The sequence below is a fragment of the Cellulomonas wangleii genome (assembly GCF_018388445.1).
Lineage (GTDB): Bacteria > Actinomycetota > Actinomycetes > Actinomycetales > Cellulomonadaceae > Cellulomonas > Cellulomonas wangleii.
In genome coordinates this window covers 3,885,147-3,899,345 of record NZ_CP074405.1, presented here as the reverse complement: position 1 = coordinate 3,899,345, position 14,199 = coordinate 3,885,147, and the positions used below count along the sequence as shown (strand labels likewise).

13 protein-coding genes and 1 riboswitch are annotated in these 14,199 nt (G+C 75.6%); of the genes, 9 read left to right on the top strand and 4 right to left on the bottom strand.

Going from position 1 to position 14,199, the window contains the following annotated elements; all coding sequences use genetic code 11:
• Positions 1–6: 6 nt before the first annotated feature.
• A complete protein-coding gene (locus KG103_RS17810; protein WP_207339801.1) occupies positions 7–570 on the bottom strand; it encodes an ATP-binding protein in 564 nt (187 codons plus the stop codon).
• A 414-nt stretch (positions 571–984) separates the two neighbouring features.
• Between KG103_RS17810 and KG103_RS17805 the strand changes: the two genes are divergently transcribed.
• Positions 985–1,833 (top strand): LLM class flavin-dependent oxidoreductase, encoded by an 849-nt coding sequence (locus KG103_RS17805; RefSeq protein WP_207339800.1) that lies wholly within the window; start codon positions 985–987, stop codon positions 1,831–1,833.
• Between the two features lie 24 nt (positions 1,834–1,857).
• Here KG103_RS17805 and KG103_RS17800 read toward each other — a convergent pair whose 3' ends face one another.
• Positions 1,858–2,523, bottom strand: coding sequence for a GNAT family N-acetyltransferase (locus KG103_RS17800; protein ID WP_207339799.1), 666 nt, complete (start codon positions 2,521–2,523; stop codon positions 1,858–1,860).
• 240 nt (positions 2,524–2,763) lie between these two features.
• On the opposite strand from KG103_RS17800, the gene KG103_RS17795 reads away from it, so the two are divergent.
• From KG103_RS17795 to KG103_RS17770, 6 genes are all read left to right on the top strand, one after another.
• A complete protein-coding gene (locus KG103_RS17795) occupies positions 2,764–4,770 on the top strand; it encodes a penicillin-binding transpeptidase domain-containing protein (protein ID WP_249670658.1) in 2,007 nt (668 codons plus the stop codon).
• A gap of 44 nt (positions 4,771–4,814) precedes the next feature.
• On the top strand, positions 4,815–5,792 hold the full coding sequence (locus KG103_RS17790; RefSeq protein WP_207339797.1) for an aldo/keto reductase: 978 nt from the start codon (positions 4,815–4,817) through the stop codon (positions 5,790–5,792).
• Between the two features lie 69 nt (positions 5,793–5,861).
• Positions 5,862–8,159 (top strand): SpoIIE family protein phosphatase, encoded by a 2,298-nt coding sequence (locus tag KG103_RS17785; protein WP_207339796.1) that lies wholly within the window; start codon positions 5,862–5,864, stop codon positions 8,157–8,159.
• The gene (locus KG103_RS17780) at positions 8,156–8,785 is read left to right on the top strand and encodes a 1-acyl-sn-glycerol-3-phosphate acyltransferase (protein WP_207339795.1); all 630 of its coding nucleotides are present in this window, start codon (positions 8,156–8,158) and stop codon (positions 8,783–8,785) included. The genes KG103_RS17785 and KG103_RS17780 overlap by 4 nt, the downstream gene beginning before the upstream one ends.
• A 30-nt stretch (positions 8,786–8,815) precedes the next feature.
• On the top strand, positions 8,816–8,986 hold the full coding sequence (locus tag KG103_RS17775) for a CsbD family protein (RefSeq protein ID WP_089797534.1): 171 nt from the start codon (positions 8,816–8,818) through the stop codon (positions 8,984–8,986).
• Between the two features lie 247 nt (positions 8,987–9,233).
• Positions 9,234–9,308, top strand: a riboswitch (cyclic di-GMP riboswitch).
• 14 nt (positions 9,309–9,322) lie between these two features.
• Entirely contained in the window at positions 9,323–9,460 is a 138-nt protein-coding gene (locus tag KG103_RS17770) for a hypothetical protein (RefSeq protein WP_177199542.1), read from the top strand.
• Positions 9,461–9,535: 75 nt separating this feature from the next.
• Here the strand turns inward: KG103_RS17770 and KG103_RS17765 are convergent, their stop codons facing one another.
• Entirely contained in the window at positions 9,536–12,130 is a 2,595-nt protein-coding gene (locus tag KG103_RS17765; protein ID WP_207339794.1) for a lysylphosphatidylglycerol synthase transmembrane domain-containing protein, read from the bottom strand.
• Between the two features lie 155 nt (positions 12,131–12,285).
• Here KG103_RS17765 and KG103_RS17760 point away from each other — a divergent pair, with 155 nt between their 5' ends.
• Both KG103_RS17760 and KG103_RS17755 read left to right on the top strand, forming a co-directional pair.
• On the top strand, positions 12,286–12,519 hold the full coding sequence (locus tag KG103_RS17760; RefSeq protein WP_242635187.1) for a hypothetical protein: 234 nt from the start codon (positions 12,286–12,288) through the stop codon (positions 12,517–12,519).
• A gap of 72 nt (positions 12,520–12,591) precedes the next feature.
• Complete coding sequence (locus KG103_RS17755) at positions 12,592–13,233, top strand: HdeD family acid-resistance protein (RefSeq protein WP_249670656.1); 642 nt, start codon at positions 12,592–12,594, stop codon at positions 13,231–13,233.
• Positions 13,234–13,285: 52 nt separating this feature from the next.
• Here KG103_RS17755 and KG103_RS17750 read toward each other — a convergent pair whose 3' ends face one another.
• Entirely contained in the window at positions 13,286–14,152 is an 867-nt protein-coding gene (locus KG103_RS17750; RefSeq protein WP_207339793.1) for a CPBP family intramembrane glutamic endopeptidase, read from the bottom strand.
• Between the last annotated feature and the right edge of the window lie 47 nt (positions 14,153–14,199).

The window sequence follows — 14,199 nt, the reverse complement described above, 5'->3', positions numbered from 1 at the left end:
GTGTCGTCAGGTCGTCGGCTCGGCCGGGAACGTGGCCCAGACGTGCTTGCCGCCCGGGTCGGACCACCAGCCCACGCTGCTCGAGAGCCGGCGCGCGATCTGCAGGCCGAACCCGCCCTCGCCGGGCTCGCGGCCCTGGGCGAGGAACGGGGCGTGCGTCGTGTCGCAGTCGGACACGACGATGAGCACCGCGTGCCCGTCGACCGCCAGACTCACCTGCGCGGGGGGACGCCCGTGCGCGAGCGCGTTGGTCGCGAGCTCGGACGCCACGAGGACGACGTTGTCCGGCCCGGCGGCGTCGCCACCGTCCGGGGGCGGCGCGGACGCGGCGAGCTGCTCACGCAGGTCCCCGCGCATGGCCCGCAGCTCCGAGGCGCTGCGCAGCACCCAGCGGCGCAGCGGGACGAACTCCTCCGGCGGGCGCGTGGCGGGCAGCGTGCGCCCGTGGGTGGGGTCGGTGAGGACGTCGTCGGGCGGCAGGGCGGCCGGGGGCGTGTGCTCCGCCTCGAACTGGCTGCCGGCGGGGGGCGGCGGGATCCTCGGCGACGTCAGCTGCTCGTCGTCGGTCATCTCCCGCACCCCCTCTCCTCGGTCCCTCGGGCGGCCGCGTGTCCGTCTGTGCGCGTCGTCCGCCGTCGGGTTCCCGGCCACGGTAGGCGCCCACGCCGGATCCCACCACTGAGGACCGCGGTGCGCCGGGGACGAGATGAACCGCCGTCCAGCCGTGCCCGCGAGGGCCATTGGGGCGCCGCCCGGGACCGGAGGGGCCGGGTCGGACGCGTCAGACGGTACCGCGAGGTACCGGAACCGCGGGCACGCAGGTGCGCGGGGCGGTGTGGGTGGGCCCCGGTAGCGTCGGCAGAGTCGGGCGGGGACGCCCGGCGGTGCCCGCCGACGAGGCGCGCACGGCGACCGGGGACGCAGCCCCGGGGCGCCCCGGCGGCGGGGGTCGGGCGTGGCGTCCCGGACGAGAGGAGGGGTGCCGTGCGGTTCGGTTTCGTGGGCAGCTTCGGGACGGTCCAACAGGTCGTCGACCTGGCGGTGGACGTCGAGGAGCACGGCTGGGACGGCTTCTTCACGTGGGACGGCGTCGACATCGACGGGATGGACGCGTGGGACCCCTGGGCGGTCCTCGCGGCGGCCGCGGTGCGCACGCACCGGGTGACCCTCGGCGCCCTGGTGCTCGCGCTGCCGCGGCGGCGGCCCTGGGTGGTCGCCAAGCAGGCGGTGACCGTCGACCACCTGTCCGGGGGGCGGCTGGTGCTGCCTGTCGGCCTCGGGGTGCCCACCGACGGCGCCGTCGCGTGCGTCAGCGGTGAGGCGGCGACGGTGCGCGAGCGCGCCGAACGGCTCGACGACGCGCTCGACGTGCTGGACCGGGCGTTCACCGGCGAGCGGTTCGACCTGGACGGGCGGCACCTCACGGTGCACGGGCTGCAGCTGCGACCCGTGCCGGTGGCCCGGCCCGACGGGCGCACGCGGATCCCGGTGTGGGTCGTCGCCGCCCACCCGTCCGACCGGTCGATGGCCCGTGCCGCGCGGTGGGACGGGGTGGTGCCCCAGCACCGCGGGGAGCGGGCCATGGCCGACCTCGAGCCGCAGGACGTCGCGGAGGTGGTCGCGTGGCTGCGGGCCCACCGCCCGTCGGACGCCGGCCCGTTCGAGGTGGTCCTGCACGGTGCGCTGCCCGCCGACCGCGGTGCGGCGCGCGAGCGCGTGGCGGCGCTCGCCGAGGCCGGGGCGACCTGGTTCGTCGACGCGCTGTGGGACCCCGCCACGGCGACGCCCGAGGCGCTGCGGACGCGGGCCCGGCTCGGGCCTCCGGGGACGTGACGCGGCATGAGGGCACCGTGGCCGTCAGCGGCCGGGGTCGACCGCCGGTCGGCTCATGCGGTAGATCTGCGGGCCGCGGGGCGCGAGCGGCACCGGCTCGTGCGACTCGGTGTAGCCGCGGTCGGTGTAGTAGCCGACGTTCTCCTCGTTCGTCGTCTCCAGGTAGGAGCGCGCGCCGTGCGCGTCGACCTCGGTGAGGAACCGGCGCAGCAGGACGCTGCCGCGCCCGGCCCGCTGCAGGTCGGGCCGCACACCGAAGGCCTCGACGTACCAGCTGTCCGCGGGGACGCCGCGGGACGTGAGGTCCCCGAAGCGGATGATGCCCGGGCTGTGCTCGCGCGTGCGGGACGCGATGCGCACGATCCGCCCCGCCTGCCGCGCCCAGCGTCCGACGGTCATGGGGTAGGTCCCCGGCGGGTAGAGCGCGAGCACGCCCGTGACCTCGCCGTCGAGCGTCGTGGCCAGCACCTGGCCGTGGCGCAGCCCGTCCGCCAGGGTCATGCGGTACACCTCACGCAGCTCACGCTCGCGGCGTGCCGTGACGGGGAAGAGGTGCCGGTAGCCGGGGTCGTCCGCCAGGGCGGCCGCGAGGACGGCGGCGGCCTGCCGTCGGTCGCCCGGGGCCAGAGGCCCGACGGCGTCGGGCGGGTCGGCGCGCTGTGTCCCGGGCGGGCGTCCCCCTGCGTCCATGAGGGCATCGTGTCTCGGACGTGCGTCCAGGTGCAACCGGAACGTGGTGGCGCGTCCGCTTCGTCGCCGCGGTCGCAACTGGAGGTGGGGAGGACGGGTGAAGATGCCCCCCGAACCCGCACGCGGTACGGCCCCGGGATGACAGGCTCGGAGAGTCCCCGTCCGGCCCGCCACGACGTCGTGCGCGGGGAGGGTGCCGCACCCGTCGGCGCCCGCGCGGGGACCACGAGGAGGACGACGGTGCGAGCCGTACGAACGACCGACCGGGGCGCCGCCCGGCGCCGGGCCACCGCGGTGCTGGTCGCCGCCCTGACGGCGGCCGGGCTCGCCGCCTGCAGCCCGAGCGTCCCGGACGCCCGACCCGCGGCCGAGGCCCTGGCGGACGCGCTCGGATCGGGCGACTTCGGTGCGGTCCCCCTGACCGGCGACTCCCCGGCGCCCGACGAGATCGCCGCGACCCGTACGGCCGTGGTCGAGGGGCTGGGGGACTCGACCGCGACCGCCACGGTGCGGGAGGTCACCGTCGCGGAGGACGAGCAGAGCGCCACCGCGCGGCTCGCCGTGGCCTGGGACCTCCCGTGGACCGACCAGGACTGGTCGTACGAGGCGACGGCCCGGCTCGAGCGCGTCGAGGACGACGCGGAGCGGCCGTGGCGCGCCCGGTGGCAGCTTCCCCTGCTGGGCCCCGACCTGACGGCGGGGGAGCGGCTGACCGTGTCCCGGCAGTCGGCCGCGCGCGGCCCGGTGCTCGGTCAGGGCGACGCCCCGATCGTCGTCGACCGCCCGGTCCGACGCATCGGCATCGACCGCACGCGTGTCGCCGAGGGCGACGTCGACGCGGCCGCGCGCGGTCTGGCCGCGGCGCTCGGGACGGACGCGGACGCGTACGCCGCGCGCGCCGTGGCGGCGGGGCCCAAGGCGTTCGTCGAGGCGATCGTCGTGCGCGAGGAGGACCCGTCGTACGACCTGGCCGCCCTGGGCGCGCTGCCGGGCGTCACGCTGGTCGCCGACGAGATCCCGCTGGCGCCGACCCGGACCTTCGCGCGGCCGGTCCTGGGCACGGTCGGCGAGGCGACCGCCGAGATCATCGAGGCGTCCGAGGGGGCCGTCGCGGCGGGTGACCAGGCCGGGCTCTCCGGGCTGCAGCGCCAGTACGACGCCCGCCTGCGCGGCACCCCCGGGCTGACCCTGCGGGCCGTCTCGCAGGACGGCGGCGCGGAGCGGCTGCTGCTGGACGTGCCGCCCGTGGCCGGCGAGCCCCTGCGCACGACCCTGGACCTCGACCTCCAGGCGCGCGCCGAGGGACTGCTCGCCGGGATCGAGCCCGCGGCGGCGATCGTCGCCCTGCGGCCGTCCACCGGTGAGGTGCTGGCCGCCGCGAGCGGGCCGGGCGGCGAAGGGCTGTCGACGGCGACCGTGGGGCAGTACGCACCGGGCTCGACCTTCAAGGTGGTCAGTGCGCTGGCGTACCTGCGGGGCGGGCTCACGCCGGACTCCACGGTCACCTGCCCGCCGACCGTCACGGTCGACGGTCGCACGTTCCAGAACTTCCCCGGCTACCCGGCGTCGGCGCTCGGCGACGTGCCGCTGCGCACGGCCTTCGCCAACTCCTGCAACACCGCGATGATCGGGCTGCGGGACATGGCGGACCAGGGCGAGCTGCTGGCCGCCGCCCGCTCGCTGGGTCTCGAGCCGGCCGCCGAGCTCGGGTTCCCGGCGTTCCTGGGGACCGTGCCGGACGAGGCGTCGGCCACGGCCCACGCCGCGTCGGTCATCGGCCAGGGGCAGGTGCTGACCTCCCCGCTGGGCATGGCGACCGTGGCCGCCTCGGTGGGGGCCGGTCGCACGGTCGTGCCGCTCCTCGTGCTCCCGGACGCGGACGGCGCGCAGGCCGGCGACGCCGAGGGCGGGCCGGGGGACGACGCCGCGGACGACGGCGACGCCTCCGGCGAGCCGCAGGACGACCTGCCCGCCGCCGCGCCCCTGACCGGCGACGAGGCGTCCGCGCTCCAGGCGATGATGCGGGCCGTCGTCACCGAGGGCGGGGCCGGGCTGCTGGCCGACGTGCCGGGCGACCCGGTGCTGGCCAAGACCGGCACCGCGCAGTTCGGGCAGGACGCGGACCTGCGCAACCACGCCTGGATCATCGCGGTGCACGGCGACCTGGCCGTCGCGGTGTTCGTGTCCGAGGGGGACTACGGTTCGACGACGGCCGGTCCGCTGCTGCGCGCGTTCCTGGCCGGATGACGGCCGGGGTCCGCCCCCCGGGGGCGCCGACGTCAGGAGGGACGATGACCGCACGCCACGTGCCGGGCGGGCCGGGCTGGTTGCGCCCGCTGCCGGGGACCGCGCTGACCGTGAGCGCGCTCGCCCTCGGCGGGGGACCGCTGGGCAGCATGCCGCAGCTCTTCGGGCAGGAGGTCTCCCCGGAGCGCGGGATCGACACGGTCCGCGCCGCGCTGCACAGCGACGTCCGGTTCATCGACACGTCCAACGGCTACTCGGACGGTGAGAGCGAGCGTCGCATCGGTGCCGCGCTGACCGCGGCCGGCGGCCTCCCGGCCGGCTACGCGGTCGCCACCAAGGTCGACCCCGACGGCGCCGACTACTCCGGCGAGCGGGTGCGCCGGTCGGTCGAGGAGTCGCGGTCCCGCCTGGGCCTGGACCACCTGCCGCTCGTGCACCTGCACGACCCGGAGTTCCACGAGTTCGACGACCTGACGGGTCCCGACGGTGCTGTCGAGGCGCTCGTCGAGCTGCGCGAGTCCGGGGAGGTCGGGGCGATCGGCCTGGCGGGCGGACGGGTGCAGGAGATGGCGCGCTACCTGGCGCTCGGGGTGTTCGACGTGCTGCTCGTGCACAACCGCTGGACCCTGGTGGACCGGTCCGCCGGCGCGGTCGTCGCCGAGGCCCGTGCGCAGGGCATGGGGGTGCTGAACGCGGCCGTGTACGGCGGCGGGATCCTCGCCCACCAGCAGGGCGGGCCCACGACCTACGGCTACCGCCCCGCTCCGCCGCAGGTGCTCGACGCGGTGGACGCGATGCGGCGCACGTGCGCGCGGCACGGCACCGACCTGGGCACCGCCGCCCTGCAGTTCTCCCTGCGCGACGAGCGCTTCGCCTCGACCATCGTGGGCATGTCGCGCCCGGAGCGGGTCGCCCAGACCCTGGCCGCGGCGGCCGTCCCCCTGCCGGACGACCTGTTCGAGGAGCTGGAGACGCTCGTGCCGCCTGCGGCGACGTGGCTGGACGCCCCCTTCGACAGCTGACGCCCGGCATCCATTACCGTTTCAGGGCGGGCTCGGGGCGGGTGCCCCGGCCGCGGGGACGGAGCGAGGATGACCGACCAGGGCACTGGGCCAGGACCTCTGCCGTCCGCGGGGGAGGCACTCGCGGACCTCGACGCCTGCGCCGAGGAGCCGATCCGGATCCCCGGCTCGGTGCAGCCGCACGGGGTGCTGCTCGCGGTCTCGGAGCCGGACCTGGTGGTCCGGCACGTGTCCGCCAACGTCGCGGACCTCACGGGGCGCTCGGTCGACGAGGTCGTCGGTGCGCCGCTGCGCGACGTGCTGGGCGTGGCCGCCGAGCAGGCGGTGCGGGTGCACGTGCGCACGTTCGGCGACCTGCGGGCGCGCAACCCGGTGTCCGTCGACGTGGCCGGACCGCACGGCCTGGTGACGGCCGACGCGATCCTGCACCGCATCGCCATCGGTGGGCGCACGCTGCTCGTGGTCGAGCTGGAGACGGCCACCGGGCCGCGTCCCTTCTCGTTCCCCAACACGTACCAGGCCGTGCGCGCCGCTCTCGAGAAGCTCCACGGTGCCGGCACCCTGGAGGAGCTGTACGACGTCGCCGCGCAGGAGGTCCGCGCGCTGACCGGGTTCGACCGGGTGATGGTGTACCGGTTCGACGAGGACCACAACGGTGAGGTCGTCGCCGAGGCGCGCCGGGCGGACCTCAACGCGTTCCTCGGCCTGCACTACCCGGCGTCCGACATCCCACAGCAGGCCCGCGCGCTGTACGAGACCAACTGGATCCGGCTCATCGCCGACGTCGGGTACCGACCGGCGCCGATCGTGCCCGCGTGGGACCCCGCGTCGGGCGAGCCGCTGGACCTGACGCACGCGGTGCTGCGCAGCGTCTCGCCCGTGCACGTCGAGTACCTGACGAACATGGGCGTGCGGGCCTCGATGTCGATCTCGCTGCTGCGCGAGGGCCGCCTGTGGGGCCTGGTCGCCTGCCACCACTACGCCGGTCCGCACGTGGTGCCGTTCGGCGTGCGGGCGGCGGCGGAGTTCCTCGGGTCGGCCCTGTCGTTGCGGTTGGTCGCCCGCGCGGAGGACCGCGAGCTGGAGCGGGAGCTCGCCGCCCAGGGGGCGATGACCCGCGTCCTGGGCCTCGCGCGCGACCCGGACCACGGGCTGGCGGAGGCCCTGGCCGGTGACCACGGCCTGCTGGCGGCCGTGCCCGCCCACGGCCTGGTCGTCGTCGCGGACGGGACCACCGTCACGGCCGGTGACGTCCCCGTGGACGTGGCGGCCCTGCGCGCGTGGGTGCTCGCGCAGCCGGAGCCGGTGACGGTGCGCACGCAGCTCGGCGTCACCGACCCGGAGCTGGCGGGTGCGCTGCCGGACGTCGCCGGCGTGCTGGCGGTCCGGCTGCCCGACGACCAGGTGATCGCCTGGCTGCGGTACGAGCAGGTGCGTGACATCTACTGGGGCGGCGACCCGCACAACAAGGCGATCGCGCACCGCGAGGGTGACGAGGTGCGGCTGAGCCCGCGCAAGTCCTTCGACCAGTGGCGCGAGGTGGTGCGCGGCCGCAGCGAGCCGTGGGCGCCGGAGCACGTGCGGGCGGTGGCGGACCTGCGCAGCGGGCTGCTCGAGGTGATCATCACGCGCAACCGGTGGCAGATGGCGGCGGCGCACGCCGTCCAGCTCTCCCTGCTGCCGCGACGGCTGCCCGAGCTGCCCGGCTGGAGCCTGCAGGCACGCTACGTCCCGGCGGCCGGCGGGCGCGTCGGCGGCGACTGGTACGACGCGCTGGAGCTGCCGGACGGCCGCTTCGTCGTCGTCGTCGGTGACGTGGCAGGCCACGGGCTGGGCGCGGCCGCCGCGATGGGCCAGCTGCGCAACGCCCTGCGGGCCTACGTCATGCGGGGGGCGGAGATCCGCGAGGCGCTCGTCGACCTCGACGAGCTGGCGCGTCGCACCATGCCGGACGACATGGCGACGGTCGTGGTCGTCGTGGTCGACCCGGCAACGGGGGAGGCGCAGGTGGGTGCCGCCGGGCACCCGCGGCCGCTGGTCCTGAGCGCCGACGGGGACGCGGCGCTGCTGCCGCTGCGGGTGGACCGGCCCATCGGTGTGGGCTCCGGGGAGCCGCCCGTGCAGCGTCTGCACATCGAGCCGGGTGGTGGGCTGGTCCTGTACAGCGACGGTCTGGTCGACTCGCGGTCGACCGCCCTGGCCGACGGCATCGACCGGCTGATCCGCCGCTTCGACCGCCCCGACCCGACGGTCCCGGTCGACATCGACGAGGTCGTGGCCGTGTGCTCCGACCCTGACTCCAAGGACGACATGACACTGCTGCTGCTGTGCCGGGACGCCGACCTGCCGCCGGGGGCCCGGCCGTGAGCGCCCGTCGGGCCGTCGCCCGCGCCTACTGGCGGGTGAGCCGCTGGACGCTGCGCACCGAGCGCGTGCCGCAGGACGGGTCCGGCATCATCCTGGGCGCCCCGCACACGTCCAACTGGGACTTCGTCCTGATGCTCGCGATCGCGTGGGAGGCGGGGCTGCCGTTCCGGTGGCTCGGCAAGCACACGCTGTTCCGGGGGCCTGCCGGCCCGCTGATGCGCGGGCTCGGTGGCATCCCGGTCGACCGGCGCGACCCCGCCGGTCTGGTGGACGACCTGGTCGCGCGCATGGGTGCCGGCGAGCACTTCTACCTCGTGGTGACGCCGGAGGGCTCCCGGTCCGGGTCCGGGTGGAAGTCGGGCTTCTACCGGATCGCGCGTGCGACGGACCTGCCGGTCACGCTCGGGTACGTGGACCGCACGACCATGACGGCCGGCCTGGGCCCGACGCTCACGCTCACCGGCGACGTCCGCGCGGACATGGACCGGGTGCGCGCGTTCTACGCGGACAAGGCCGGCGTGGTGCCCGCCCGCCGCACGGAGCCGCGGCTGCGCGACGAGGGGACCGCCGGCGGTGGACCCGCCGGCGAGGGCCCTGCGGATGCGGGAGCGCCGGACCGGCCCTAACCTCGGGGGTCCCGACGAAGGGAGCTCATCATGGGTCTCGACGACAAGATCAAGAACTCCGCGCAGCAGGCCGAGGGCAAGGCCAAGGAGGCGGTCGGCAAGGCGACCGGCGACGAGGAGCGCGAGGCCGAGGGCCGCGCGGACCAGTCCTCCGCCAACCTCAAGCAGGCCGGCGAGAACGTCAAGGACGCCTTCCGCTGATCTTTCGCCAGCGTGAGCGGGTGCTCCGCACCCTTTCGACGCCCCCGGGACCGACGTCGGTCCCGGGGGCGTCGTGCTGCCGGGGTGCCCGCATCACCCGGACGGGCGCAGGTCAGCGCCGCGTCGCGCCGACACGCCCGCCGCGGGGCGCGCGATGCTCCGCCGAGCGGGTGAATTGGGCTCCTGTCCAGGACGAGTGACTCGAACCACTACCGCTGCACGTGAGAGCCGTCTAATGTCGGACTTGTCAGCGAAACGGCAAACCCTCTGCAAGGAGGGGACGCAAAGCCACGGGACCCACGAGGTCAGCCGGGCTACCGAACGAAGGGTTCCGTCATGGACCAGCGCAACTCCGCCGCAGAGCCGCACGAGGTTCGCCCCCAGGTCCTGCCCGTCGCCCGGTGGGCGGCCATCGCCGCGCGCCTGGAGGCCACGGTGAGCGTCCCCGCTCAGCGCGACGCGCTGGCGGCCTGACGACGTCACACCCCTCGACGCACCACCCCGCGGCCCCGTCGTCCTCCCCCCGGACGGCGGGGCCTCGGTCTGCCGTCAGAGCTCGCCGACGCGCGTGAGGTACCGCATCGCCATCCAGCCGAACGGGATCCGCAGCCAGAACGTCAGCAGGCGGAACAGCAGGGCGACCGTGGTGGCGACACCGGCGTTGATGCCGGTGATGGTGTAGAGGCCGAGGCCCAGCGCGGACTCGACGGTGCCGATGCCGCCGGGCGTGGGGATGACCGCGCCGGCGGTGTTGCCGGTGAGGTACACGAGCGCGACCTGCACCAGCGAGGCGTGCTGCCCCAGCGCGGCCAGCGCGGCGTCGAACGCGAGCACGTACCCCATCGTCATGAGGACGTTGCCGCCCAGCGCGAGGGCGAGCCGCCACGGCTGCCCGAGCACCTCGATGAGGCGCGGCAGGGTCTGGCGCATGGTCGGCCCCACCCGTCGCTGCACCCACGCGCGCACCTGGGGGAACAGCAGGGCGATGCCGACCAGGGCCGCGAGGACGGCGAGCGCCACCAGCATGGTCGGTGACACGGAGAACGAGGACGGCGAGTGCACGCCCGACGTCACGGTGAGGACCAGGAGCAGCAGCAGCGTGGTGATGAACTGGCTCACCTGCACCAGGGCGACCGTGGCGCCGGCCAGGGTCGTGCTGACGCCGCGGCGGGTGAGCATCCGCAGGTTGAGCGCCGCCGGTCCGATGCCCGCGGGCGCCGCGAGGGCCACGAACGTGGCGGCCGTCTGCACCAGCGTGGCGCGCCACACCGGCAGCCTCACGGGGGAGAACGCGACGAACGCGAGACCGGCCCCGAGGAGGGTCACCATGCCGAGGGCCGCTGCGAGGGCCGAGTACCTCCAGTCGCTGGCGGCCAGCACGGGGCCGATCTCCGCGACGTTGACGGCCGTGAGCACGGCGAACACCGCGACGATCGTCAGCACGATGGTGAACAGCGTGCGGGCGCCGAACCGGACGAGCTGCTCGGGGTGGACGTCGGCCTCGGGCAGGCGTGCGACGAGCGCGGAGCGCAGCTCGGCCAGCACCTCCTTGTGGGCGCGCATCTCGTCGCGGGTGCGTCGCGGCAGGGCCACGGTCTGCAGCAGCGGGCCGATGGCCTCGATGTCGCCGTCGGGCAGCACCTCGGCGGCCGAGCCGACGGCACGCTCCGCGCCGACGCGCAGGGCCAGGAGGGCGATCATCTGGGTGGTGTCCATGCGGCGCGCGAGCTCGGAGGAGGCGACGTCGCCCTGCTCCCACGCCGTCAGCCACACGCGCGGTCCCGTGGGTCCCCGCTCGACGAGGATGGCGTCGGACGTGAGCGCACGGTGGGCGATGCCCGCGGCGTGGCCGAGCTGCAGCTGGGCCCAGATGGCGTGCAGCACGTCGTCGTCGACGTCGTCGGCGTCGAGGTCGGACAGGGGCACCGCGGACCCGGTGCTCTCCTGCAGCAGGAGCATCGAGTCCTCCGCCTCGGCGATGCTCAGCAGCTGCGGGGTCCGCACGCCGGCGGCGCTCGCGGCGTAGGAGAGCAGTGCCGCGCGCTCGGTGGCCTGCCGCAGCGACAGGGCGGACCGGCCCTCCAGGCCGCGCAGGCGCAGCGAGCGCCACAGCCGGGTGATCATGCCGACCACCTGACGGTCGCCGTCGAACACCAGCAGGTCCAGGTGGCGCCCGTCGTCGGTGGTCACGTCGTAGAGCCGGTCGCCGGCGGCGCGCACGAGCGCCCGCTGGGCGGGCGTGCCCTGCGGCAGGCGGGCGAGCCCCTCGACGGTCGCGGTGGTGCGGTCGCCCAGCAGGGCAGGGTCGGGCACGCGGGTGACGGTGGCGGGCTCGACGCCGGCGCGGCGGATGCCGGCGAGGAGGGTGCGGGCGTAGGCGCGCTCGGGGTCCACGCCGCCCACGTAGCGACCCAGCAGCCCGGCGGTGCGGCCCACGAGCAGCGCCAGGCCGATCCCGGCGAGGGACACGGCCGCCGTGATGAGCACGACGCCGGTGGTCACCCACAGCAGGTTCCACGACCAGGCGACGCTGCGTCGCCGGCTGCGGGGGCCGGCGACGGTGAGCAGGGCCGTCAGCATGGCGGCGTACTCGGGGATGGTCAGCTGCCACACCCCGCCCAGCCGCACGGACAGTCCGTGGCGCAGGCCCTCGGAGCCGAAGGTGTCGAACGTCCAGTACAGGGCGGCGACGAGCAGGAGCGCGCCGATCGCGGCCAGCACGGCCTGCAGCAGCTGGCGGCCGAGGCGTCGCAGGGCGAGCTCCGTCAGCACGGCGATCGGCACGACGACGGTGGTGAACCCGACGAGCACGTTGACGGGCACGAACAGGATGCGGCGCAGCAGGGTCGCGAACCCCTGGACGTCCTCGGCCACGCCCGTGGTGGTGTTCTGCGCGTACGTCGCCAGCACGACGACGATCACGGCGATCACCGTGGACAGCGTGGCGCCGAGCAGGTCGACCGGGCGGTGCACCCGCGGGGGGCGGACGTCCAGCACGTCGACCGGTGAGCGGACGGCGCGGACCTCGCCGTCGGGCGAGGGGTCGGGGGGTGCGGCACCGGGTGCCGTGGCCGACGGTGCTGCGGACACTGGTCGGGGGTCGTCGCCGGCACCGTCCGGTGCGCGCGGCGGCGAGGTCGACATGATGGCGAGTCTAGGCAGCGTGCCGCACGGCGCTCGTCCACCTTGCGGCGGGTCCTGTGCGGCCGTCTCTCCGCCCACGGGGTCAACAGGTGTTGACGTCGCACGCTGGGCGCGTCAACATATGTTGACGTCAGGACGTCGACGGAGGACCACGCATGACCGAGGAGGAGGCCGACATGACCGCTCTGGTCGCCCGCGCCGAGGACGACGACCCGCTCGGCGCGCTGCTGGCGCTGTCGCGGCTGCGCCGTGAGGTCGACCGCCGCGAGGCCGTCGCCGTGCGCCGCGCCCGCGCCGCCGGCGTCCCGTGGGCGGCGATCGCCGTGATGCTCGGGGTCAGCAAGCAGGCCGTCCACCGCCGCTACGGCGGGCGGCGCCGCGAGGACTGACCGCGTCGCACGGGGCGCCCGGCGCGCCCCGTGCGGCCGACCGCGCTACCTTCGGCCCGGGGGTGCCGCCGCGTGGTCACCGACCGCGCCACCCGTCCCCGGGCCGCAGGGCTCCGTGAGGAGGTCACGATGGTCGACGACGTCACCGCGCAGGTCGTGCGGACGGTGCGCAAGGTGTGGTGGCTGCCGGTCGTGCGCGGCGTGCTGCTGCTGGTGCTCGGGCTGCTGCTCATGGCCCAGCCCGCCGCGTCGCTCGAGGCGATCGTCTGGCTCTTCGGGATCTTCGCCATCGTCGACGGCGTGCTGCTGGTCGTGCAGGGACTGCTCGACCGCGGCGTCCCGGGCTGGACGTGGTGGGTGGTCGAGGGTCTCGCCGGCGTCGCCGTCGGCGCGGTCGTGGTGCTGTGGCCCGGCCCCACCGTGCGCGTGCTGTTCTTCCTGCTCGCCGCCTGGCTGCTCGTGCTCGGCATCGTCTCGATCATCGGAGCGGTGGCGCTGTCCCGCTACCGCGACCCCGGCTGGCACTGGCCGCTTGCGTTCGGGCTGGTCAGCACGCTGTTTGCGGTGCTGCTCATCGCCCGGCCGCAGGGCTCGCTCGCGGTGTTCGGCGTCCTGCTGGGCCTGTTCGCGTTCGTCGGCGGCGCCATGAACCTGGTCAGCGGGTTCGCGGTGCGGCAGATGGTCAAGGACCTCGGCCGTCCCGCGGTGCCGTGAGCCCCGCAGTGCCGTGACCCCCGCTGTGCCGTGAGCCCCGCGGTGCGGGGCGTCAGGTGACGCCGATGGCCTCGAGCCACTCCTCGGGCAGCAGCGCGTAGCCCACGAACGCGACGACGTCGAGCGCCGTGTGCGCGACGACCAGGGGCATGACGCGTCGTCGGCGCCGGTAGTACTCGGCGAAGACGACGCCCATGACCACGTTGCCGACGAACGGCCCCCACCCCTGGTACAGGTGGTACGAGCCGCGCAGCAGCGCGCTGGCGGCGATGATCGCCGGCGTCCGCCACCGCAGGTCGCGCAGGCGCTCCATGAGGTAGCCGACCGCGACGACCTCCTCGAGCAGGGCGTTCTGCAGCGCCGAGAGGATGAGCACGGGCACGGTCCACCAGGCCGCGTTGAGCGCCGCGGCCTGCACCTCGACCGTGATGCCGAGCGCGCGACCGGCCACGTAGAGGCCGAGGCCGGGGATGCCGATGAGCGCCGCGAGCCCCACGCCGATGCCCAGGTCCCGCCACGGTCGCGTGCGGTCGAGCCCGATGCGCCGCACCGCGGAGCGACCGTTGGCCGACAGCAGGTACAGCGCGAGCGCGACGGGCAGCAGCGCGAACCCGATGGACAGCAGCTGGTAGGTCAGGTCGAGGTAGGGGCGCGGCGACCGGCTGGCGTTGAGCGTGGTGGTCTGGCTCGCCAGGGGAGGGCCCGCGGTGAGCTTGGCGATGAGCGAGACGACGGCGTAGACCGCCGACTTCCCGAGCGACAGGCCCAGCACGATCCAGATCTCGGCCGTGAACCGCCGGGCGACGGCGCGCTCTCCGGGGGGTGGCGCGGCGTCGGGCAGCCCGTCGACGGCTCCGGCGGCGCTGCCGCGCCCGTCGTCCTCGCGCGCGCCCCCGCGCCCCCCGACCGCACGTCCCATGCCCGCAGGCTACGTGCCGTGCGCCCGGCCGGCCCGGCCGGCCCCGG

Bases quoted from the DNA above. Each gene is read 5' to 3' on its own strand.
- KG103_RS17810 (WP_207339801.1), bottom strand. From the start codon at position 570: ATGACCGACGACGAGCAGCTGACGTCGCCGAGGATCCCGCCGCCCCCC.
- KG103_RS17800 (WP_207339799.1), bottom strand. From the start codon at position 2,523: ATGGACGCAGGGGGACGCCCGCCCGGGACACAGCGCGCCGACCCGCCC.
- KG103_RS17790 (WP_207339797.1), top strand. From the start codon at position 4,815: ATGACCGCACGCCACGTGCCGGGCGGGCCGGGCTGGTTGCGCCCGCTG.
- KG103_RS17785 (WP_207339796.1), top strand. From the start codon at position 5,862: ATGACCGACCAGGGCACTGGGCCAGGACCTCTGCCGTCCGCGGGGGAG.
- KG103_RS17775 (WP_089797534.1), top strand. From the start codon at position 8,816: ATGGGTCTCGACGACAAGATCAAGAACTCCGCGCAGCAGGCCGAGGGC.
- KG103_RS17770 (WP_177199542.1), top strand. From the start codon at position 9,323: ATGGACCAGCGCAACTCCGCCGCAGAGCCGCACGAGGTTCGCCCCCAG.
- KG103_RS17765 (WP_207339794.1), bottom strand. From the start codon at position 12,130: ATGTCGACCTCGCCGCCGCGCGCACCGGACGGTGCCGGCGACGACCCC.
- KG103_RS17760 (WP_242635187.1), top strand. From the start codon at position 12,286: ATGACCGAGGAGGAGGCCGACATGACCGCTCTGGTCGCCCGCGCCGAG.
- KG103_RS17750 (WP_207339793.1), bottom strand. From the start codon at position 14,152: ATGGGACGTGCGGTCGGGGGGCGCGGGGGCGCGCGCGAGGACGACGGG.